General features: G+C 71.7%; 21 protein-coding genes. 6 read left to right on the top strand and 15 right to left on the bottom strand.

Features of this window, described 5'->3' with window-relative positions; translation table 11 throughout:
* Nucleotides 1–60: 60 nt before the first annotated feature.
* Nucleotides 61–642 carry a DJ-1/PfpI family protein gene (locus OG455_RS03110; protein WP_323185398.1) on the top strand — a complete coding sequence of 194 codons (582 nt, stop codon included), beginning with the start codon at nt 61–63 and terminating at the stop codon, nt 640–642.
* 123 nt (nt 643–765) lie between these two features.
* Here the strand turns inward: OG455_RS03110 and OG455_RS03105 are convergent, their stop codons facing one another.
* Both OG455_RS03105 and OG455_RS03100 read right to left on the bottom strand, forming a co-directional pair.
* Nucleotides 766–1,449: an NADPH-dependent F420 reductase gene (locus tag OG455_RS03105; protein WP_266289883.1), complete on the bottom strand. Its 684-nt coding sequence runs from the start codon at nt 1,447–1,449 to the stop codon at nt 766–768.
* Nucleotides 1,450–1,499: 50 nt separating this feature from the next.
* Nucleotides 1,500–1,691: a hypothetical protein gene (locus OG455_RS03100; RefSeq protein WP_266301089.1), complete on the bottom strand. Its 192-nt coding sequence runs from the start codon at nt 1,689–1,691 to the stop codon at nt 1,500–1,502.
* Between the two features lie 95 nt (nt 1,692–1,786).
* On the opposite strand from OG455_RS03100, the gene OG455_RS03095 reads away from it, so the two are divergent.
* On the top strand, nt 1,787–2,902 hold the full coding sequence (locus tag OG455_RS03095) for a hypothetical protein (RefSeq protein ID WP_266289881.1): 1,116 nt from the start codon (nt 1,787–1,789) through the stop codon (nt 2,900–2,902).
* A 38-nt stretch (nt 2,903–2,940) separates the two neighbouring features.
* Here OG455_RS03095 and OG455_RS03090 read toward each other — a convergent pair whose 3' ends face one another.
* The 8 genes from OG455_RS03090 to OG455_RS03055 form a co-directional block, all read right to left on the bottom strand.
* Nucleotides 2,941–3,378 carry a hypothetical protein gene (locus tag OG455_RS03090; protein ID WP_266289879.1) on the bottom strand — a complete coding sequence of 146 codons (438 nt, stop codon included), beginning with the start codon at nt 3,376–3,378 and terminating at the stop codon, nt 2,941–2,943.
* Nucleotides 3,375–5,471: an integrase gene (locus OG455_RS03085; protein ID WP_266289877.1), complete on the bottom strand. Its 2,097-nt coding sequence runs from the start codon at nt 5,469–5,471 to the stop codon at nt 3,375–3,377. The genes OG455_RS03090 and OG455_RS03085 overlap by 4 nt, the downstream gene beginning before the upstream one ends.
* Nucleotides 5,468–7,405 (bottom strand): hypothetical protein, encoded by a 1,938-nt coding sequence (locus OG455_RS03080; protein WP_266289875.1) that lies wholly within the window; start codon nt 7,403–7,405, stop codon nt 5,468–5,470. The genes OG455_RS03085 and OG455_RS03080 overlap by 4 nt, the downstream gene beginning before the upstream one ends.
* Nucleotides 7,405–8,217, bottom strand: a complete 813-nt coding sequence (locus tag OG455_RS03075) for a hypothetical protein (protein ID WP_266289873.1) — start codon at nt 8,215–8,217, stop codon at nt 7,405–7,407. Before OG455_RS03075 ends, OG455_RS03080 begins: the two co-directional genes overlap by 1 nt.
* A gap of 109 nt (nt 8,218–8,326) precedes the next feature.
* Nucleotides 8,327–8,884, bottom strand: a complete 558-nt coding sequence (locus OG455_RS03070; RefSeq protein WP_266289871.1) for a hypothetical protein — start codon at nt 8,882–8,884, stop codon at nt 8,327–8,329.
* A gap of 89 nt (nt 8,885–8,973) precedes the next feature.
* On the bottom strand, nt 8,974–9,291 hold the full coding sequence (locus tag OG455_RS03065) for an HIT family protein (RefSeq protein ID WP_323185396.1): 318 nt from the start codon (nt 9,289–9,291) through the stop codon (nt 8,974–8,976).
* Between the two features lie 7 nt (nt 9,292–9,298).
* Nucleotides 9,299–10,693: an MFS transporter gene (locus tag OG455_RS03060; protein ID WP_266300641.1), complete on the bottom strand. Its 1,395-nt coding sequence runs from the start codon at nt 10,691–10,693 to the stop codon at nt 9,299–9,301.
* 101 nt (nt 10,694–10,794) lie between these two features.
* Entirely contained in the window at nt 10,795–11,427 is a 633-nt protein-coding gene (locus OG455_RS03055) for a TetR/AcrR family transcriptional regulator (RefSeq protein ID WP_266289869.1), read from the bottom strand.
* A gap of 466 nt (nt 11,428–11,893) precedes the next feature.
* Here OG455_RS03055 and OG455_RS03050 point away from each other — a divergent pair, with 466 nt between their 5' ends.
* From OG455_RS03050 to OG455_RS03035, 4 genes are all read left to right on the top strand, one after another.
* Nucleotides 11,894–12,658, top strand: coding sequence for a transglycosylase family protein (locus OG455_RS03050; RefSeq protein WP_323185394.1), 765 nt, complete (start codon nt 11,894–11,896; stop codon nt 12,656–12,658).
* A 185-nt stretch (nt 12,659–12,843) separates the two neighbouring features.
* Entirely contained in the window at nt 12,844–13,572 is a 729-nt protein-coding gene (locus OG455_RS03045; RefSeq protein ID WP_266289867.1) for a maleylpyruvate isomerase family mycothiol-dependent enzyme, read from the top strand.
* Between the two features lie 87 nt (nt 13,573–13,659).
* The gene (locus OG455_RS03040; RefSeq protein ID WP_266300639.1) at nt 13,660–14,916 is read left to right on the top strand and encodes an SLC13 family permease; all 1,257 of its coding nucleotides are present in this window, start codon (nt 13,660–13,662) and stop codon (nt 14,914–14,916) included.
* 4 nt (nt 14,917–14,920) lie between these two features.
* On the top strand, nt 14,921–15,379 hold the full coding sequence (locus OG455_RS03035) for a universal stress protein (RefSeq protein WP_266289865.1): 459 nt from the start codon (nt 14,921–14,923) through the stop codon (nt 15,377–15,379).
* Here OG455_RS03035 and OG455_RS03030 read toward each other — a convergent pair.
* The 5 genes from OG455_RS03030 to OG455_RS03010 are packed head-to-tail and all read right to left on the bottom strand — an operon-like array spanning nt 15,368 to nt 20,099.
* Nucleotides 15,368–17,173: a condensation domain-containing protein gene (locus OG455_RS03030; RefSeq protein WP_266289863.1), complete on the bottom strand. Its 1,806-nt coding sequence runs from the start codon at nt 17,171–17,173 to the stop codon at nt 15,368–15,370. The genes OG455_RS03035 and OG455_RS03030 overlap by 12 nt on opposite strands.
* Nucleotides 17,170–18,051, bottom strand: coding sequence for a hypothetical protein (locus OG455_RS03025; protein WP_266289861.1), 882 nt, complete (start codon nt 18,049–18,051; stop codon nt 17,170–17,172). The genes OG455_RS03030 and OG455_RS03025 overlap by 4 nt, the downstream gene beginning before the upstream one ends.
* Nucleotides 18,048–18,818 (bottom strand): 4'-phosphopantetheinyl transferase superfamily protein, encoded by a 771-nt coding sequence (locus OG455_RS03020; RefSeq protein WP_266289859.1) that lies wholly within the window; start codon nt 18,816–18,818, stop codon nt 18,048–18,050. The genes OG455_RS03025 and OG455_RS03020 overlap by 4 nt, the downstream gene beginning before the upstream one ends.
* The gene (locus OG455_RS03015; RefSeq protein WP_266289857.1) at nt 18,812–19,777 is read right to left on the bottom strand and encodes a hypothetical protein; all 966 of its coding nucleotides are present in this window, start codon (nt 19,775–19,777) and stop codon (nt 18,812–18,814) included. Before OG455_RS03015 ends, OG455_RS03020 begins: the two co-directional genes overlap by 7 nt.
* 4 nt (nt 19,778–19,781) lie before the next feature.
* Entirely contained in the window at nt 19,782–20,099 is a 318-nt protein-coding gene (locus OG455_RS03010) for a phosphopantetheine-binding protein (RefSeq protein ID WP_266289855.1), read from the bottom strand.
* Nucleotides 20,100–20,122 lie beyond the last annotated feature (23 nt).

The following is a 20,122-nucleotide window of genomic DNA, read 5'->3' as shown; positions in this document are numbered from 1 at the left end:
GCCCGACCGCCGGTGCGCGGGAGAGGATGCCAGGGGGCCGGAACAGGAGGTGTGGTGCAGGTGATCACCTTGCAAGGGCTGACCCTCGCGCTTCTCGCCGCCCCCGAGGGGGTCGAGCAGCGCGACCTCGCGGTGTGCCGACAGGCGGTGCTCGAAGCGGGTGGCGTGCCGCGGCTGCTGGCCACCGCGGCGGGGCGGGTGCAGGCCTACCGGCAGTTGGAACGGGCGGACACCTTCGGCGTCGACGCGGTGGTCGGGGAGAGCGACCCCGCCGACTACGCGGCCCTGGTGCTGCCGGGCGGAGTGGCCGGTGTCGACGCGCTGCGGCTCGACCCCGGAGCGGTCGACTTCGTCCGGGCCTGCTGCGCGGCGGGCAAGCCGGTGGCGGCGATCGGGCACGCGCCCTGGCTGCTGATCGAGGCGGACGCGGTGCGCGGGCGGAGTCTGACCTCCTGGCCGAGCCTGCGCACCGATCTGGTGAACGCGGGTGCCGACTGGGTGGACGAGCAGGTGCGGCTCTGCGAGGCCGGCCCCGGACCGCTGATCACCAGCCGAAAGCCCGCTGACCTGGTGCTCTTCACCGATGAGCTGGTCACCGTGTGCGCCAAGCTGCGCACGGGGATCGGGCCCTGGTCACGGTGATCCGGGCCCTGCCCAAGGCGGCGCCCGGGGCTTGGTGACGCCGAGCCGCCGCCCGGATGGGCGGCGGCCCGGTGGCCGGTCAGTGTGCCCCCAGCGATGGCCGAGTGGCGCCGGGGCGGTGGCTCAGCGGGTCGCGGCGGCGAGGGCCTGCTCGATGGTGGCGGTGTCGGCGGGCTGCCCCGGATCCTGGTCGAGGCGGGCGGCCGGGTCCTTCAGGTAGGGCAGGCCGTAGGCGGGGGTGCCGGGCTGGAAGCGCCAGCTCGCCGCGAGCGGACCGGCGTCGACCGCGTCGTAGCCGAGGGTGTCCAGCAGGGTGGTGGCGCGCTCCTTGGCCGCGGCGTCGTCACCGGCGATCGGCAGGGCCGAGCGGTCGGGCGCGCCGCTGGGGCGGGCGAGGTCAAGCAGGTGGCCGAAGTAGATGTTGTTGAAGACCTTGACCACCTTGGAGTCGGCCAGGTGCTCCTGGACCAGCTCGCTGCTGGTGGCCTCGCCGGAGTCGAGCCGGGCGAAGTGGCCGTCGCGGTCGGGGTAGTAGTTGCCGGTGTCGAGCACGATGCGGCCGGCCAGCGGGGCGGCGGGGAGCTGGAAGGCGTTCTTCAGGGGGATGGTGACCACCACCCAGTCGCCCGCCTCGGCGGCCTGTGCCGGGGTCGCGGCGCGGGCGCGCGGGCCGAGCTCGGCCACCAGTTGTGCGAGGGTCTCGGGCCCGCGCGAGTTGCTGAGCACCACGTCGAGGCCAGCGTTCACCGCGAGCCGGGCCAGGGTGCCGCCGATGTTTCCGCTGCCGATCAGTCCAAGAGTTGCCATGCCGATGACAGTGCCCAGCTCGGCCGCGATATTCCTGACCCGGCGTCATATCACCCGAAAGGGTCAGTGCCAGGATCGTCGAGCAGTGCGGCGGCGCGGGCCTGGATCAGCTCGGCGGTCCGCCGCGCCTCGGTGTCGTCTGCGTAGCGGCCGCGCGGCCAGAAGAAGCCGCGCAGCCCGTCCTTCCGGTTGCGCGGCACCACGTGCACGTGCAGGTGTTCTTCGCGATTCGTATGTCTCACGAGACATGGACTGCTGACGTGGGGCTGGTCACAAGTGGAGTTGACGTGGAGGGCTCCGAGGGTGTCGAAGATCGCTTCCCGGATACACTCCGCGAATGCCGCTCACCCGCTTGGACATGGTCGACGAAGACGTGCTGCTGGGCCTTGCCGGTCCAGACGTACGGGTGTTCCCGGTGCCTGGCGCTGTGGTGGCCCTGGGTGCGTCGGGCACGGCGATCGTTGCGGATGCCGGCGATGACGCCGCGGTCAGCGGGGTGTGGAACGAGGAGGAGTTCCGACTGATCGGTCCGGCACCCGAGCCGGTCAGAGCGCGGCTTATGGGCCCCATGCCCTTCACAACCCACCTGGCCGACGACCCGGAACTGCCGATACACCTCGCGGTCCGGGTCGACGGACGCTGCCTCTACCTCGGCGTCGTCCAAGTCGGCGGCTGCGAGGGGGCCGAAGATGAGCTGACCAGCTGTGACCTGTGGATCGACCCGTCGCTGAGCCGCGAGACGCTCGCTGTGGTCCGGCCACCGGGCGCCATGCCCATCCTCCCCGGCCTGGAATGGTTGGAGGGGATCGGGCGTGACCCGCAGCATGCCTTGGAGATGTTCGTTACTGGCTGGTATCCGGAAACCGATACGGTGCCGTCCGTCCGTACGGTCCCTGACTTCGTTCCGCCCGCGTTGGCCGACTTCTACCGTCTTGCCGAGAAACGTCCTGCCATTCTCGGGGAGCAGAACTTCATCGAACCGTTGGCAGCGCTCGCGCCGGGCGGACGGGAGGGGCGCCTGAGGTTCGCTGACGAGAACCAGGGAGGCTGGGACTGGTCGGTGTCTTGGGAGCCCGATGCCGCGAGCACCGACCCGGCTGTCCTGCTTACCAGTGGTGATGTCTCCACACCGGAGCAGGAGCCTCTGAGTCGGTTCCTCCTGCAGTTCTCCCTTCACGAAGCGGCCATCACCGCGCCTTACCAGGCGGCTGCGCGGGGCCTGCCCGGCCAGTTGCTGCCGGTGCTTGAGAGCTTTCTGCAGCGTGTTCCGCTCCGCCCGTTCATGTCGCCGGTCGTTGCGAAGAACTTCCTCGTCGCGCCTGGTGTTGTCGCTCAGGTCTCGCCGAGCTATCGCAACGAGAGCGAGGTCACCGTCCAGATCGGGGCATGCCACCGCGGCGCGCTGCAGCCACTTAGCGAACTCGGCCTTGAATGGCGGCGATTCGACGGGTAGCTCTCGGGTCAGCGACATCGCGAATTCGCCGGTCAAGCTCAGCCAGATCGGGGGTGCAACAGAGCGACGCGGCCACCGCTAGCGGCGAGTTCTTGGCGGAGCTGGGTGTTGTCGTGGTGGAGGGCCGCGATGGCGGTGGCGGCCGCTTCCAGCCGGCGGTTCGCCAGGGCGCACTCGTGGGTCTTCTCTGCGAGCTTCCGGCGGAGCTGTGCGATCTCGTCATCCCGGCGGGCTTCGCCGGGCGTGGCGGTGCCGTGTTCGGCGACGTGGTTGTCCCACTCGGCGAGGATGGCGGCGGCACGGTTCATGGTGGCCCGGCTGACCTGGGCTTCTCGCCAAAGGTTCTCCTTGGTGAGGCGGCCGTCGGTGTGCTGGGGCTTGCCGTCGAACAGCCGCCGCATCGCAGCCCGCAGGGATTCGGCGGTCTTCGAGGAAACGCCGTCTTCCGTGAGGGCGCGACCGTGTGGTGTCGTCACTGTGTCTCCTCGTGGACCTTCGCCAGAACGGCCTCGGTCCGTTCCAGTTCGCGGGTGATGAGTGCCTTGCGGGCGGAAGGCAGGGCAGGGTTGTTCAGGAGCGTGAGCTGAGTCCGTCGGTGCGAGTCGTAGATCGGGACGTGCTCGGGGCCGATCACGCTGTTGTGGCAGCGGTCGGGCCGGCAGCGGTTCTCCAGGGGGCCGGTGTGGCCGCTGGGGACGATCGCGTTCTCCAGGCAGACGGCCCCGGCCGGGTTCGCCTCGTCGAACAGGCAGTGATTCAGCGTCCCGAAGCGAATCGTGATTCGGGCCTTGCGCAGGAGGCTGTCCTCAACCCGGGCGTCGCCGCCGCGGGCCGCGACCGTTTCCTTGATCTGGTCGAAGGTTTCCTTGATCCGTTCGGCGCCAGGACCGTAGCCGATGGTGTTGCCGTTGGAGTGGTCGCTGTAGAGGTCCTTGATACGGCGGAACTTGGCGGCGTCGACCGCGGACTGGAGATGGTCGGCCCAGGCCGTGTCGGAGGCGGCATAGCCGAGGGTGGACCGGTTGGCCAGCGCCCGGGTGGCGACGTGCTTGAGCTGGATGCCCAACGCGATTTCCGAGCCGGGGAACTGGTCGGTCAGCATCGCCATGGTGCGGCGGAACATGTGGGGCCGGGCCTTGCCCGGCGGGATTTCGTCAAGCCCTGACCAGGTCCGGCCGGCGTTGGCGAACGTGATGAACTGTCGTGTCATTCCCGGGCCTTGTACGGAGCTGCTGAAGCCCGGGCGTCCGAGCGGGGCGAAGACCCGTTCCGCGTGGACGGAGACGGCTTCGGCGACCGCGATGGCCTCCGCGACAGGCTCGGTGATCCACCAGTGTTTGCGGGGCAGGCCCGGATGATCCTTCTGGAGGGTGGAGGCGATGGCGGGAGAGTTGTAGTGCTCGACCACGCTGCCACGGACGATCGCTTGGATTTCCGAGTCCCGCATCATCGAAAGCGCCGCGACCAGGATGAAAGCGGCATTGCGAAGCGCGACATGCAGCTGGAACAGGTTGTCCGGAGTGATGCCGGGGTGCCAGGGGCCCGTGGTGCCGTCCGGACGCCGGACCTCGGTCAGATCCGCGACGAGTCCTTCGCGCGTGATCCGGCCTTCGGCGACCGCCTGCATGACCTTGTGACGGCGGCCCAAGGAATCGGCGAGCCTGCAACCACCGCCCCTCCGTCCGGACAGGCCGACTGCAAGCCCCAGGAGATTCCGGTGGACGCGCGGGCTGCCGTCTTCGCGGGTCCGGTCGGAGTAGACCGGAATCTTGTTCGCCGGGTCGTCCAGCCAGATGTCGATCTCGGCTTTGCGGTCGACTGCCGGCAGAGGGCGGGCCGCTCGCCGTAGCTCTTCGTAGCGGTGGGTGGCCCGCAGGATGTCCGGTGCGAAGGTGTGGACGTAGGCCCAAGCCGCGCGGACGAGCGGGAACCAGATCTCCGGCTTGATCGCCTCGGTCGAAAGTTCGTGTCTGCCAGGGCATTTGGCGACCTGCCGTGCGCTTCGCCCTTCCCAGGGGTCCCCGGTCGGCCAGCCTCCGGTGATCGCCGGTGCGATGACAGCCATCTTCTTCAGGAACGTGACCGTCGAGGCAGCTGTGCTCGGCTTGCGGACCGCCAGAAGATCGCGGATGCGCCGGTGCAGGTCGCGGTGCGTCCATTCGGCCGGGCGGGAAGGCAGGTCCTTCCTCGTGGCCCAGGTGATGAGCTGCCGGAGCTGCGACGCGGTTTGGATCAGTGTGCCGACCGCAGCACGCTCGGCGCCGAGGTGCACTCCGAGGTCGTGGAGCGCCTCGTGTTGCGGGTTGGCCATGGCCATGAAGACCTCGCGGGCCAGCAGGTTCCAGGCCGGATCGGTCAACTCGCCGCTGAACCGGACTCTCCACTGGCAGTGGGAGAGGTTGGGCGGCCGACGGACGACACCGTTGAAGTCCCAGACCTCCGTGTCACCGAACCTGGGCATGGCCGCCGTCCCGTCGTGGGTCCCGCTCAGCAGCGGGTGGCTTTGCAGGACCGGCTCATCGTCGCCGAACAGCGAAGCGGTCCGGGACACAGGCTGATTGAGAATCATTGATCGAACTCCGTGTGTGCGGTGAGGGGAAGGTGGAGGGCTTCACGCCCCTCTGCGATGTGCAGGCGGGCCAGATCCAGTTCCTCGGGCGTCCGGTCGGCGAGGACGGCCAGCAGGTTCGCCCAGCTCTGGCCCCACTGGGCGGTGAATACGGCGGGCGGAAGCCGCTGCTTCGACCTCTCCAAATGGCTCCTGAACAAGAGGAGTTGAGGCAGGTTGGTGGGGAGGATCCAGGCGTTCCGGCATTCCAGACAGCGCAACGGGGCGACCGCACAGAGCTCGCCGGACGGGCTGTAGGGCGACTGCCGCGGATCCCGACAGTGGGACAGTCCCATGTCCAGCTGGCCGCTGATGATTCCTTCGGCCTCCGGGGGTTCCAGACCAAAGCCGTCAAGTCCGGTGCCGGCAGCGGTCTCTGCGGCCTCGGCGGTAATGACCGTGGGCCCGTCGACGGCTTGGCGGAACCAGTGCTCCTGCGCGGCGGTGATGACATCGCCGGAGATGATCCGCAGCGTGGTGCCCTGGGCATAGTGGCCCGCGAAGGTCTCCTCCAGGTGGTCGTCGGCGGCGACACTGACCCGGCCGCGGGCGACGATCGCCTTCTCGACCTTGGTCGACTTCCGTAGCCGGGCGATGTGCAGGTCGCCGGAGACCGTGATGTTGCGGCTCCTGGCCCAGGCGACGAACGACGAACTGGGGCCCGCGAAGTTCCACCGGTCGAAGACGAGCCTCCCGCCTGGCAGCACCGCGGCCCTTACGAACAGCGTGTCCTCGACCTCGCGGGTCTGATCACGGACCTTTGCAGTTACGTTGATCATCCGGCGAACCACTGCGCCGGCCTCGCGCCGGGGCCGGTCCGCGATCTCGTGGGTGACTGGTTCCGCCTCATCCGGTTGAAGACTGTTGTCGCCGTCCCGGAAGGCTCGGTGTCGGATACGGCCGGCCCGCTTCTTCAGAAATGTCAGCCGGACGCCTTTCGCAAGGAACTCCACGTCCTTGGCGCCGAAGCCGGTCACCTCCTCGGAGGTGCGCCCCGTAGCGTCCATCAGCAGCACGCGGAAAGCGTGCAGGTCGAGCGAGGTCGGGTAGAGGTGGGCGACGAGCTCGCATACGAGCCTCTGCTTCGCGGTGTTCACGGTGATGCGGCCGTCCGGCCGGGCCACCAAACTCCGTAGGTCGTCCGGCCATCCGGCCACCGATGGAAGACGGGACGTGATCTCCTTCGGACTGACCTCGCCGTGAGCCAGGCCCCAGAGGAGGTCGGGCAGGTGCAGCCAGCTCCCGGCGTCGGGATGCCGCCCTTCCTCCACCAGTCGCCATCCCGCGGCCAGTCGCTTCTCCAACTCATTGACCGCCGCCCAGGCGGCGCGGACGAGGGCCTGCTTGTCCTTGCGGGAGAACTCGTCGTGCTCGGCTTTCTCGCCCCAGGAGACCAGCAGCGGCCCGCGGACCGTGCGAGCCAGAACGGGATCCACGGCCCGCTCGGGATGATCGTCGCGCCTGATCAGCAGCGTTCGCAGTGACGTCGCCAGGTAGGCCGGCCAATTCGAGCCGGGCGAATACGTCGCGGCAAGGCCTCGTTCCCATTTCGCCAGCAGCCGGGCCGTCCGAGGATCGGTCAGGTCGACCGGTGCGACGGTGCTCTCCAACTCGGTGTCGACCATGCTGCAGAAGCGGTCGATGGCCCGCCGATAGGCGCTCGCTGGACCCGCCGTGATCTCGGTCGCCTCCACATATTCGACCCACTCGTCCGCGAGTTGCGCCGCAACCCGCGAACAGCGGAAGCGCCCAGGATCGAGCTCGATCACCTGGTTCCGGCCCGCGGACTTCGCGCAGGTCACGGAGCGGACCCCGATTCGGGCCATCGGCTGGTGGCTGTCCTGAGCATCTTCGCTGTACTCGCCGAAGGTGCCGTAGTTGTGCCGCCGCGCCATCACCGACCACCCCCGGAGCCGGCCTCCAGGCCGAAGGCGTGCGCGGCGATCTGCGCGTAGGTCGCTTCCTCGCCCGCATCGCCGACCCAGCCGCAGAACGCCTCCTCGAACTCGTTCACCAAGTCGTCGGTGTACTGGAGGTACGCATAGGCGGTTTCCGGGCTCGCGTGACCGAGCCTGCGGCTGACGATCAGCAGCGGATTGTGCCGGATGTGGCTCGACAGGTAGCGGTCGTGACGGCGGCGCCGAGCGACGTGGTCAGGCTCCTCACCGTCCATCAGCCGTTCCAGATACGACAGCAGATGAAGCGCGTGGGTGTGGCGCAGGTCGTGCCAGCGCCATCTCTTCGCCGGCAGGTGTGGCGTAGTCGCATCCGCATGCGCCCGCATCCGGCGCCAGGCCGCATGCCGATAGCGCTTCCACGAGTCCGCCCCGGGCATCAGCCCGCTGCGGCAGACGAACACCGCCAGCGCCTCCAGCCCGAACTCGCCCTCGTAGACGGTGATCCGACGCAGATCTGCAGGCATCGCCTGCATGTCGAACTCGCGCAGCACTCCGTCCAGCAGCCCGCGGACGCGCCGGGTTCCGTGGTCGATGCGCGAAACAACGAACAGGTCCCGATGCCGCCGGCCCAGGTTCCGGGCGGCGGCCGCCGTCAGCTCCGGGCGTTCGAGCATCACGTAGGTGTCGACCGACCTGACCGCGTCCTCGGGGACGTAGACGGTGCGGGCCTTGCCGTACTTCGCACAGGCTTGGACCGCGAACTCAGCAGCCTGCCTTGGGGAGTTGACGCCGATTCCGAGCTCTGGCAACAGGATCGTCGCCCACTCCTGCCAGCGTGTCCCCGAGCCCAGAGCAAGGTCGGAACCCGCGCGGTTCCGGAGCGGAGCCCAGCCCCGAAAATTCCGGTCGACCTGGGAGTCAGGCCTCTGCCCCGCCCAGGCCGACGTCTCGGAAGTAGCGGTACTGAGCGAGAGTGAGGTGCCGGATGTCCATGCCGCTTCGGACCCGTGGCGCGAGCGGATTACGACCGCGGGCCGCGACTCGCACCGGCCGCTGCGACAGGTACTTCTCGTCGACGGCGAACTTGAAGAACTGGTCCAGCAGCCCCGACTCCTTGCCCCAGGCTGACGAGCCGATGGGACGCTCCTGGAACTGCGTTCGGGCCTTCTTGAAGGCCACCAAGTCCGACTCGGTGGCCGACAGGACGTCACGACCGCGGCCCTCCTGGTGACCTGCGAACCGAGCCATGATCCGCCCGTAGTCCTTCAGCGTGGACAGAGCCAGATCGGCGTACGACAGGTTCCGCCCCCACGAGCACAGCGGCTCGACGGGCATCATCGTCTCGTCGTCCAGGTAGACCGGCGCCCCGTCCGAGATCGAGCGGTGTACCAGCAGCCGGGCGGCATCCTCCCCAGACAGCACCGGACTCTCCAGGTGGTTCCGCACCACCTTCGAGTCCACCGAGAACAACAGCATCTTCATCTCCCTGTGAGACAGCGCAGGAGACGAGAGATACCAGCGAGCCGAGCGGCTCCAGGACCACGTTCATCCTTCCGAGCGATACATCATGAGACAGATTCAAACCGTCCCAAGAAGAGGTGCGGCACCGACTGGCTGACCCGGTTGTTCAGCGCGACGAACGAGCCCTGCGCCGCCATCGCCTGCTCGACGGCCCCGGTCAGCAGCCGTACCCGCTCGAAGAACGGGCCGACCAGCTCCGGCGGCAGGTCGGTGAGCGTGCGAGCGTGGCGGACCGGCACCACCAGCAGGTGGCCGGGGAAGAGCGGCCGGTGGTCCAGGAAGGCCAGCGCCGTGCCGTCCCGGAAGACCGGGTGGATCGGTGCGGCGGGGTCGGCCAGCAGGGTGCAGAAGGCGCAGTCCATCCGGTCATCAGAGCACGGCGTGTGGTGGCGCCGGTGGATCTCGCAGGTGCGGCGGATCTGATGGACCATTAGGTGATGTTCCGTCAGTAGTGGTCACCTGGTGGTCTGGTGGCCTGGTGCGTGAGGGCAGTAGTGCGGCTGGCAGCAGGCCGAGCGCCGCGACGACGGTCAGGGCCGGCAGGGCGGTGCCCGGCGCCGGTGCCGCCGCCACCGGGGCGGCGCCGACGGCGATGGCGATGCCCAGGGTCGGGCCGATGTTCATCGCGGTCTGCTTGAGCCCGCCGACCACCCCGGCGTAGCCGGGCGGCGTGTCGCCGACGACCGTCCCGGTCGCGGTGACCATCACGGCGGCGAAGCCCGCGCCGAGGACGGCGAAGAGCGCGCAGATGCCCGGCCAGCCGCTGTCCGGGCCGAGCCGGGACAGCCCGGCGATGGCCAGCGTGACCAGGCCCGTCCCGGCCAGGGCGACGCGACGCGGCCCGTGGCGCCGCAGCAGCGCGGCGGCGACCGGCGAGCCGAGCACCATCAGCGCGGTGAGCGGGAGCCCGCGCAGGCTGCTGGCGAGCGGGTCCAGGCGCTGCGCGTCCTGCAGGAAGAAGGTGGTCACGAAGAGGGTGCCGAAGAGGCCGCTGCCGCAGGCCAGCAGCAGCGCCATCGCGGCCGTCACCGGGCGGGACCGGGCCACGGCCGGCGGCACGATCGGGAGCGCGGTGCGGTGCTGGTGGCCGGCGAACAGCGCGGCTGCCACCGCGGTGGCGGCGAGGCCGAGCAGCGTCGAGGTGCCCGTCCAGCCGTGCGCCGGGACGCCGGCCAGGGTGTGGACCAGGACGGCGAGGGCGGCCGCGAGCAGGGCCGCGCCGGTGAGGCCGAGCCGCGCGGACCGGTTCGCGGCGGGGGCCGGAATCCGGACGGCGAGCGCGCAGGCGGCGATCGCGAGGGTGATCGGGACGTTGATCAGGAACACGGCCTGCCAGCCCAGGTGGGCCACCAGCGCGCCGCCGAGCAGCGGACCCAGGCCGGAGGCCACCCCGATCCCGCTGGTCCGGATGGCGATCGCTCGGCCCAACCGATCAGGTGGCGAGGCCAGTTGGAGCAGCGCCAGGGTGGCGGGCTGGAGCAGCGCGCCGAAGACGCCCTGGAGCGCGCGCAGGCCGATCACCCAGCCGATCCCGGGCGCCAGCGCGACCCCGCCCGAGGCGGCCCCGAAGCCGAGCACGCCCACCAGCAGCAGCCGCTGGTGGCCGTAGCGGTCGCCCAGCCGACCGGCGACGACCAGCAGCGCCGCCACGGTGAGCAGGTAACTGGTGCTGGTCCACTGGACCTGGTCCGCACTCGCCCCGAGCTCGCGTTGCAGGCTGGGCTGCGCCACGATCAGCGCGGTGCCGTCCAGTGCGACGATCATCGCGCCGGCCACGGAGGCGAGCAGTGCCAGGCGCTGCCGGGTCGGGGCGGGGCCCGCGGCCGGATCAGCGGTGCTGGTGGTGGTACTGGCGGCGGGGGCGGTCATGCGGGCACCGGCCCCAGATGGGCGTCCAGAGCGGCGGTCACGAGCCGGTCGAGCGGGTCGAGCCGGTCGCCGTCGAGGGCGAGCTGCAGGCTGCCCCAGAACCAGAGTTGGACGATGCCGTGCAGGTTGGCCCAGAGCGCGGCGGCGGTCACGGCGGGGTCGGCTCCGCCTGGTTGGCCTGGTTGGCCGGCGAGTTCGGCGAGTTCGATGAGTTCGACGAAGCGGGCGAAGAGCGGGAGGGACGAGTCGCGCAACCGGGGACGGCCGCTGGTGCCGATCGGGTCGTTCGGCTCGCTGTTGAGCAGATCATGACGGAACATCAGCTCGAACATGCCGCGCCGCTCCAGTGCGTAGTCGACGTAGGTCCGGGCGAAGGCGGCGAGTTGCGCGCGTGGCGGGGCCGCCCCGTCGGTCGCGGTGGCGAACCGGGCCGCGAGGTCTGCGAAGCCCCGGTGGGCGATCGCGGAGAGCAGTGCCTGGTGCGTGGGGAAGTAGCGGCGCGGGGCGCCGTGCGACACGCCTGCCCGGCGGGCGATCTCGCGCAGGCCCAGGGAGGCGGTGCCTTCGGTGAGGACGAGCTCCACGCCGACATCGACCAGCCGTTCGCGCAGGGAGGGCTCGGGATCCATGGGCACTGTCTACCAGCCCGGCGTAGACACTGTCTACGTCGGGCTGTCCCGTGAGGTGCGGGGATGTGGCGGGGGCCACTGGGGGGCGGTTCGGTGGGCGCTGGGTGGTGGCGTGGTTGCTGTGAGTGGTGGATCCGGGGGTTGGTGGGGGTGGGGTGCGTCACGTGAATGGGGTGGTGAGTGGGGTGTTTTGGCTTGTTTTCGTCGGCTTGAGACGGTTTTGGGGGTGCGGTTTCCGGGGGTAACGGGGTGTGGCCTGGGATGTTGTGGTTCTGGTTGTGCCCGGGGGTGGGGGTTCGTAGGTTCGTTGTCGGCGCCGGTGAGTGCGCCGCCTGGGACCGTCCTTGGGGCTTGCGGGTTTTCGCGGGTCGGGTCGGGTCGTACCGGAGCCTTTCCTCTCCCCTTCGTGGTGTGCGGGTGTGGTTCCGCGTGTGTTCGTCCGGGATCTTGCGATGAGGGAGAAACCTTGACTTTCCGTGCCGAGAACGCCGCTTCTGCCGCTGCCGCCACTGCTTCGCCCGCTGGGAAGAACGGGAAGCGTTCGCGGCTGCGCCTGGCTGTGCTGGGTGGGGCCGTGGTGGTGCTGCCGGTGGCGGGGCTGGTGACGGCTTCGGCGGCGTCCGCGGCGTCGTCGTCGACGTGGGACGCGGTGGCGCAGTGCGAGAGCACGGGGAACTGGTCGATCGACAGCGGCAACGGGTTCTCGGGCGGTCTGCAGTTCACGCCGAGTACGTGGGCGGCCTACGGGGGCACGCAGTACGCGGCGTCGGCGGCGCAGGCTTCGCAGGGGCAGCAGATCGCGGTGGCGGAGAAGGTGCTGGCGGATCAGGGTCCGGGTGCCTGGCCGGTGTGCTCGGTGAAGGCGGGGCTGACGGCGGGTGGGGCGCCGGCGCAGGTGGACACCAGCAGCACCAGCGCCTCCAGCACCACCACGACGACGGCTCCGGCCCAGGCCCCGGCCGCCGCCCAGGCCCCGGCTCCGGCTGCGACGTCGAAGCAGCAGGCGGCGCCGGTGGCCAAGTCGGCGCCGGTGCAGCAGGTGCCGTTCAAGCACAAGGCGGCCGGCAAGGACGCGTCCGGTGGCGGGACCTACACCGTGAAGAGCGGTGACACGCTGAGCGCGATCGCGGCCTCGCACGGGACCACGGTGGCCAAGCTGTTCGCCGCCAACGCGCAGACCATCGGTGCCAGTGCGGACGTCATCCTGCCGGGCCAGGTCCTGAGCATCTGACCCCTGGTGCTCGCCTGCCGGTTGCCCCCGTCCCTCTCGGCGGTTTCCAGGGGACGGGGGCAACCGGCGTTTCCGGCGGCGGACAGGGGCGAACCGGCGTTTCCGGCGGCGGACAGGGGTGAACCGGCCGCCCGTCTTGGGGGAGGAGTGGATCATCGGTAGGCTCCCGTCCCATGCTGACTACCGTGAGCACGTGGAAGGGCCCGGCGCCGGAAGGCGGTGTGCAGCGTCTCCTCGGGGAGGTCACCCGGTCCGCCGACCGAGTGCTGTCCGCCCTCGACGCGTTGGACGACGAGGCGGTCCGCGGGCCGTCGGCGCTGCCGGGTTGGCACCGCGGCCAGGTGATCGTCCACCTGGTGGGCGCAGCTGACGCCTATCTGCGGCTGCTGGCCGGTGCCCGCGCCGGTGCCGCTGTTCAGGCCGGCGCCGGCCAGGACGATGTCGAGCGCCCCGCCGCCGAACTCGCGGCCGTGCTGCGCGAGCGGCTGGCGCGCTTGGCGGCGGATGCCGCCGGGATGCCGGAGGACCGCTGGGAGGTGCTGGTCACGGCGCTCGCGGGTTGGCGGCACCCCGCATGGTTCACCCTCTACCGGTGCTGGCGGGAGCTGGAGACCCATCACGTCGATCTGGCTGTCGGCTACCGGCCCGGCGACTGGCCCACCGCCTACGTGTCCTGGGCCCTGGACGACACCTTGGCCGCGCTGGCCGCCCGCGAGTTCCCACTCACCCGGGTGACGGCCCTCGATCTGGGACGCGACTGGACCCTGGCGGCGACCGGCCCCACGGTCAGCGGCGCCGGTCACGAGCTGCTCGGCTGGCTCGCCGGACGGACCGACGGCAGCGCGCTCGCCTCGGACCTCCCGCTGCCGGAGCCGCCGCGCTGGCCGCTGCCACCCGTGCCGGGCTGGGGATGATCGGACGTCGCGTCGCGTCGCGCCGACCGGTGCCGGATCGCCTGATGCCTGACCGCCTGATGCCTGACCAGCCGTGAGGAGCCGATCCTGAACTCGTCGTTCGCCGAACTGCTCTCGGTCGGCCTGCTGGTGCTCGTGCTCGGCTGCGCGGTGGTGCGCCCGTGGGGCTGGCCGGAGGCGGTGGTCGCGGTGCCCGCGGCCGGGGTGCTGGTGGCCACCGGGGCGATCGCGCCCGCGCACGCCAGGGCCGAGGCCGCGCAGCTGGGGCCGGTGATCGGATTCCTCGCGGCGGTCCTGGTGCTGGCCCAACTCTGCGACGATGAAGGCCTGTTCCAGGCCTGCGGGGCCTGGATGGCCCGGTCGGCGGCCGGGCGGCCGCGGCGGCTGCTGGTCCAGGTCTTCGGGCTCGCCTCGGTGATCACGGCGGTGCTCAGCCTGGACGCCACCATCGTGCTGCTGACTCCCGTGGTCTTCGCCACCGCCGCCCGCCTCGGCGCCCGTCCCAAGCCGCACGTCTACGCCTGCACGCACCTGTCGAACACCGCCTCACTGCTGCTGCCGGTCTCCAACCTCACCAATCTGCTCGCCTTCGCCGCCAGCGGGCTCGGCTTCGTCCGGTTCGCCGGGCTGATGGCGCTGCCCTGGCTGGTCGCCATCGGGGTGGAGTACGTGGTGCTGCGCCGGTTCTTCGCCGCCGACCTGGACGCCGGGGCGCGGGCCGAGCCCGTCGGCGAGGCGCCCGAGCTGCCGCTGTTCGCCCTGCTCACCGTCGGCGGCACGCTGGCCGGCTTCGTCCTCGCCTCCGCGCTCGGGGTCGATCCGGCCTGGGCCGCGCTGCTCGGGGCGCTGGTGCTCGCCGTTCGCGCCCTCGTCCGGCGGCGCAGCACGCCGGTGGCGATCGTGCGTTCGGCCGCGCTGCCGTTCCTGGCGTTCGTGCTGGCGCTGGGCATCGTGGTGCGCGCGGTGGTGGACAACGGGCTCGCCACCGCGCTGACCCACCTGGTGCCGGGCGGCACCGCGCTGCCCGCGCTGCTCGGGATCGCCGTGCTGGCGGCCGTGCTGGCCAACGTGATCAACAACCTGCCGGCCGTGCTGGTGCTGCTGCCGCTCACCGCGCCCGCCGGACCGGGTGCGGTGCTCGCCGTGCTGCTCGGCGTCAACATCGGGCCCAACCTCACTTATGCCGGCTCGCTGGCCACCCTGCTGTGGCGGCGGATCGTGCGCGAGCACGAGAGCGAGGTGGACCTCGGCGAGTTCACCCGGCTGGGGCTGCTCGTGGTCCCCGCGGCCCTGCTGCTCTCCGTGGTAGCACTGTGGGTGTCGCTGCACCTGCTGGGAGGTTGACCGGTTGACCGTCATCGTCTGGATCGCCGAGGGCACGTGGCCCGCCTGCGTGGACGCCGCGCGGCGGCACGCGCCGGCCGGATCCGGGATCGTCCTGCTGCACGTCAGCGGTCCGGGGGCGCCGGGCGCGGCGCACGGTGCCTATGCCGGGCTGCTCGGGCGCGCGCGGCCGGCCCGCGATCCCGGGCCCCGGGTGGCCTCGCTGGCGGCGGCCGCGGCGGCCGAGCTGCTGGCGGCCGCCGCCGAGCGGCTCGGGCGGCCCTGCGGCACGGTCGAGCGGGTCGGGCGGGTGGAGCGCGAGGTGGTGGCCGCGGCCGAGGGCGCCGAGTTGCTCGTGCTGGCCCGCGACGGCGACCGGGGTCACCTGGGCCCGCGCGGTCTGGGACCGGCCGGCCGCTTCGTCGTCGACCACGCGCCGTGCCCGGTGCTGCTGGTCCGGCCGGAGCCGGTGTCAGGCCAGTAGCGCCTGCCAGTCGGGCACTTGGGGATCGCGGCCCGAGCCTTCGGCGAGCACCAGGTCACCGTCGCGGATCACGTAGTGGTGGGGTGCCATCGCGGTGTGGTGCTCGGGGAGGGCGGCGAGCACGGCTGCGTGCGCGGACTCCGGGGTGAGCGGGGCTCCGGCCGACTCCAGGTAGGCGGTCAACCTGCCGTCCTTGACGGTCACTTCGCCGACCCTGCCGCGTGCCTCGGTGAGCGGCTCGGTGAGCGGCTCGGTGAGTGCCTCGGTGAGCAGCTCGCGCACTGCCGCCAGGTCGATCCAGCAACCGTCGATCAGCTGCCAGCCCGGGCGCTCGCGCCGACCCGGCACCAGCGTGGTGAGCGTGCCCAACTCGTCGAGAGGGACCGGACGTTTGGCGACCAGGTCGAGCAGCCGGAGCAGGGCGTTGGCGAACTCCTCGGTGGCGGCGGGCGGGAAGAGCCGCGGATCGGCGTGCAGGGTCAGTTCGAGCACGCCGCCGGTGCGCCAGATGTTCAGCATGATCCGGGTCGGGATGGTCTCGGCGGGCAGCCACCAGAACTCCGGCTCGACCCGCGGGGGCAGCGGCTGCCGCGCGGTGTCGGCGGGGACCGTGGCGCTGAGGTCGTTGACCACCATGTGGCGGGCGTAGCGCAGGCCGCGGTGGTGGGCGGTGTCGTCCACCAGGCGCCAGACCTGTTCGGCGTCGAAGGCGCTGTGCCAGTAGGCCGCGAGCGCGGCGGCCTGGGTGCGCTGCACCAGTTGGTCGAAGTCGGGGACGGCGGTGTCGAGCGAGAGCAGCGCGTCCTGGGCCAGGGTGCCGATGTGCTCGGCGAGCGCCTGGCGGTGGCGGTTGGCGGAGAGGGCGGCCACCACCAAGGTGGACTGGCCGGCCAGGTGGGCGACCAGTGCGGCGTAGGCGGCCAGCAGCAGCGTCGAGGGGCCCGCGCCGGTGCGCTCGGCGGCGCGCGCCAGGGCCTCGGCGCCGGTCGCCGAACGGAGCGCCAGGGTGGGGAGTTGGGCGTCGGAGTGGGTGACGCCGTCGTGCGCGAAGACCACCGGCGGGTCGCAGCGCAGGACCTTCTCCCAGTGCCGGAGCGAGGCCTTCGCCCGCCGCCGGCCGGCTGGGCTCCGCTCCAGTTTGGCTATCTCACGCGGGGTGTGCGAGGTGGGCTCCGGGAGCGGCTGCCCGGCGATCAGCGCCAGCCACTCGGTGACCAGCAGCGCGGTGGCGGCGCCGTCGAGGTGGGCGTGGCAGACGACGACCACCAGCCGTACCGGCCGGCCCTGGCGGGTGAGCAGGGTGAAGCGCAGGGGGAAGTCGCGGGCCAGGTCGAAGGCGCGGTGGCGGTCGCGCAGGCCCAGTTCGCCGGCCAGCTTGTCGAGGTCCTCGCCGGGGGCCACCGGAACCACGGCGATGGTGAACTCGCCTTCGGCGCGCTCCTCCTGGCACTCGAAGTGGCTGCCGGGAAAGACCGTGCGCAGGGCAGGGTGCCGCTCGGCCAGGGTGCGCAGTGCGGCCAGCGTGGCGGGCAGGTCGGTGCCCTCGGGGACCGGCCAGAGCGCCTGCTTGCTCATATGGGCTGGTTCGTCGCGCAGCACGCAGCGGATCATGTTGTCCTGGCCGAGCGTCAGCGGACCGGATCCCGAACTGCTCGCCTGGTAGCGGACGATGAGCCGCTGCGGGGATTCCTCGGTGTCGACGGTGTCGTCGGTGCCACTGGTGTCGCTGGGGCCACTGGGGCCGCCGGTGCTGCCGATGCCGTCAGGGTCGCCGGGGCCGCCGGGGCCGGTCACCGGGTCTCTCCCGCCAGGGCGGTGCGGATCGCGGGGGGCCAGCGGTCCGGGAAGGGGCCGTGGGTGTGCAGCAGGGCCAGGGCGATCCGCTCCAGGCCGAAGGCGGTGCACGCGGTGTTGCCGGGCGCCCCGCCGCTGGTGAAGTCGAAGGCGAGGCCGAAATGGTCCTTGTGGATGTTGGCCGAGGCGACCGCCTGGACCAGCCCGTCGGCCAGCTCCACCCGCAGCTCGTACTTCAACTGCTGCGCGCGCTGGGCCGCTTGGTAGAACTTGGCGGTCGAGCCGAAGAACGGGTCGTCGGCCACCTCGATGGACGGCTTCAGCGACAGGCCGGTCAGCCAGTCGGCGACCCGGTCCAGCCAGTGGCCGCGCCAGGCGAGGCAGTGCCCCTCGTCTCCGGCAGTGACCAGCTCGGCCATCCGGAAGCTGCGCAACCGGCCGGTCTCGCTGGTGAGTTCCTGACGGAAGCAGGCTGCCTCGACCGCGAACCTGAGCGGCTCGGCCAGCTCGCGCCCGGCCAGGGTCGCGTACACCGGGTAGCAGGCGGCGGGCAGCAGCACCAGGTCGCCGATCTCCTGCCGGGCATGCCAGGCGCCGCCGTCGGTGGCCAGTGGCGCGAGTGCGGCCCACTCCTTCGGGGTGCCCCGGAAGCCGTGCACGGTGCCCAGCAGCTGGGGGAAGGCCGCGACGTAGCCGGCCCGCTCGATGGTGCGGCGGGCGATCACCGGGGGGATGGTCAGCCGCTCGAAGGGCTCGGCGGCGGCGAGCCCGGCGATCCCGGCCCGCAGCCCGTCGAGCAGTCGCTCGAAGGCGGCGGGGTGCAGGAACACCCCGGTCACCTCGGTGGGCAGCGGGCGGGCGTCGGCGTTGTCGGTCATCGATCCACCACCACTTCGGAGTTGAATTTCGCTTGCGGTTCGGCGGCCCAGTCGTGCAGCCGGACCAGATAGGGCGCGGTGCCGGCCAGGGCCAAGGCCGCGCGGTACGGGCCCAGGCGAGGCAGGTCGGTGATCCGGCAGGCGCGGTCGGGGCCGGGCAGCACGAGTGGCCCGTCGCCGGGCATGGGCTGCCGCAGCCCCTCGGCCAGCCGGCCGCCGAAGGCCTTCACATAGGCCTCCTTGCGGGTCCAGAGCCGGGCGAACCGGTCGGCGGCACCCGAGCCGGTGCCGACCAGTTCGGCGTCGGCGGGCGGGTAGAAGCGCTGGGCCAGGCGCTCCGCGGCGGCCTGGGCCGGTGCCCGTTCCAGGTCGACGCCGAGCGGGCGGCCGCGGGTGACCGCGAACAGTGCCAGGTGCTCGCAGTGGGTCAGACTGGTCGTCAGATCTCGTTCTGGAAAGCTGAGTTCCGGCTTCCCGTGCGGGCCGGTCCGCCAGCGCAGCGCGGTCGGGGCGAGGCCGGTGCGGCGGGCCAGGATCTCGCGGGCGGCGCCGTGCGCGATGACGTACCGGTCGCGGCCGAGCGGGTGGCGGGCGCCCAGTGCGCGGCGGCGCTCGTCGGCGTCGAGCAGTCCGTGGAGCGCTGCCCGGCGGGCCGCCCCCGGTCGGTCGGTGCGGATCAGCCAGAGGTCCACCAGGGTCGCGCCCGAGGTCGGGTCCGGGGCCGGGTCCGGGGCCGAGCCGGGGCCCGGTGGCGTGGTGGTCAGCACGTGGCCACCTCCTGGACGAACGGCCGTGCTGTTTCTTGACGATGCACAGTCGAACACGAGCAGGAGCGCCGCGCAGTCGCCTGCCACCGTGCCAGGCTCAGATAGCCGAGTGTCGCGTCGTGGTCGGCGAGCACCAGCGGTCGGTTGGCGGCCTGCCAGCCGGGCAGCCCCTCGGCCAGCGCGGACCAGAGTCCGGTGTACGGACTGCCCGTGCGGGCCCGGACCACGTCGCCGAAGCCGAGCGGCGTCGGGACGCCCGCGAGCCCGGCGCCCAACAGCAGCACCGCCGTGGGATCGGCCAGTCCGGCCAGCTCCGCGAGCAGCAGGCCCGGCAGGCGCTCACTCGACACGGCCGAGTGGTCGAGCAACTCGCCCAGCCCGTGCGGACCGCCCAGCCCGTCCCCCCTGCTGCCGTCCCCCGCCTCGCAGAGCAGGCCGACCACGGCGTGCCGATCCGGCCACGGCGCTCCGGCGGTGAGCGGGTAGTGCAGTTCAGCCTGCTCGGCCACCACCACCAGCGCCCGCCGGCAGTCGCCGGATCGCACGTACTCACGGGCGATCCGCAGCGCGCTGAAGGCGCCGGCCGTACCCTGGTCGCCGAGGGCGAAGGCGAGCGGCCCGCCGGGGCAGTGCCGACTCAGGTGCACGGCGGCGGCCCGCCCGGGCTGCACGTCGGGTGAGCCGAAGACCAGGATCAGCAGGTCCACCGGCCGGTCGTCCGGCACCAGTTCGCGCACCAGGGCTTCGGCCATCTCCCCGTACGACTGGCCGCGCCCGGCCGCCAGCGCCGCCTCGTCCGGGAGCTGCCCGTAGGGCCGGAGCAGATCGGCGACGAAGACCCGCAGGTCCGGGTCGAGCGCGGTGGCGGAGTGGGTGCCGAACTCCCGGGCGAGCGCGCGGTCCAGGCGCAAGGCCGGCGCACCGCCCGGAGCCTGGCCGCCGGGGCCGGCGACGAACATCGGGTCAGTCCTCCGTGATCGCGTGGTCGGTCACGAAGTCGGCCAGGGCACCGAGCGAGCGCAGGTCGTCCTGGTCGATGTCCTCGACGTCGATCTGGATGTCCAGCCGCTCCTCCAGCTCCAGCAGCAGTTCCAGGGTGCTGGCCGAGGTCAGGCCGAGCTCGTCGAAGAGGCAGGCGTTCTCGGCCGGCATCGGGACCTCGCGCTTCAGCACCCGGGGCAGCAGCACCCCGATGCCGGCCACCACGCGCTCGCGCAGGTCGCCGCCGGTAGGGCTGTCGGGCAGTTCGGTGGGGTCGAGGGCAATCGCAGAGTCCGTCACGGTCCGTCCCTGGAAGGATGATT

Source organism: Kitasatospora sp. NBC_01287 (genome assembly GCF_026340565.1).
Classification (GTDB): Bacteria; Actinomycetota; Actinomycetes; order Streptomycetales; family Streptomycetaceae; genus Kitasatospora.
Note: the sequence above shows the minus strand (reverse complement) of the source record. Positions and strands in the feature narration are given on the sequence as shown.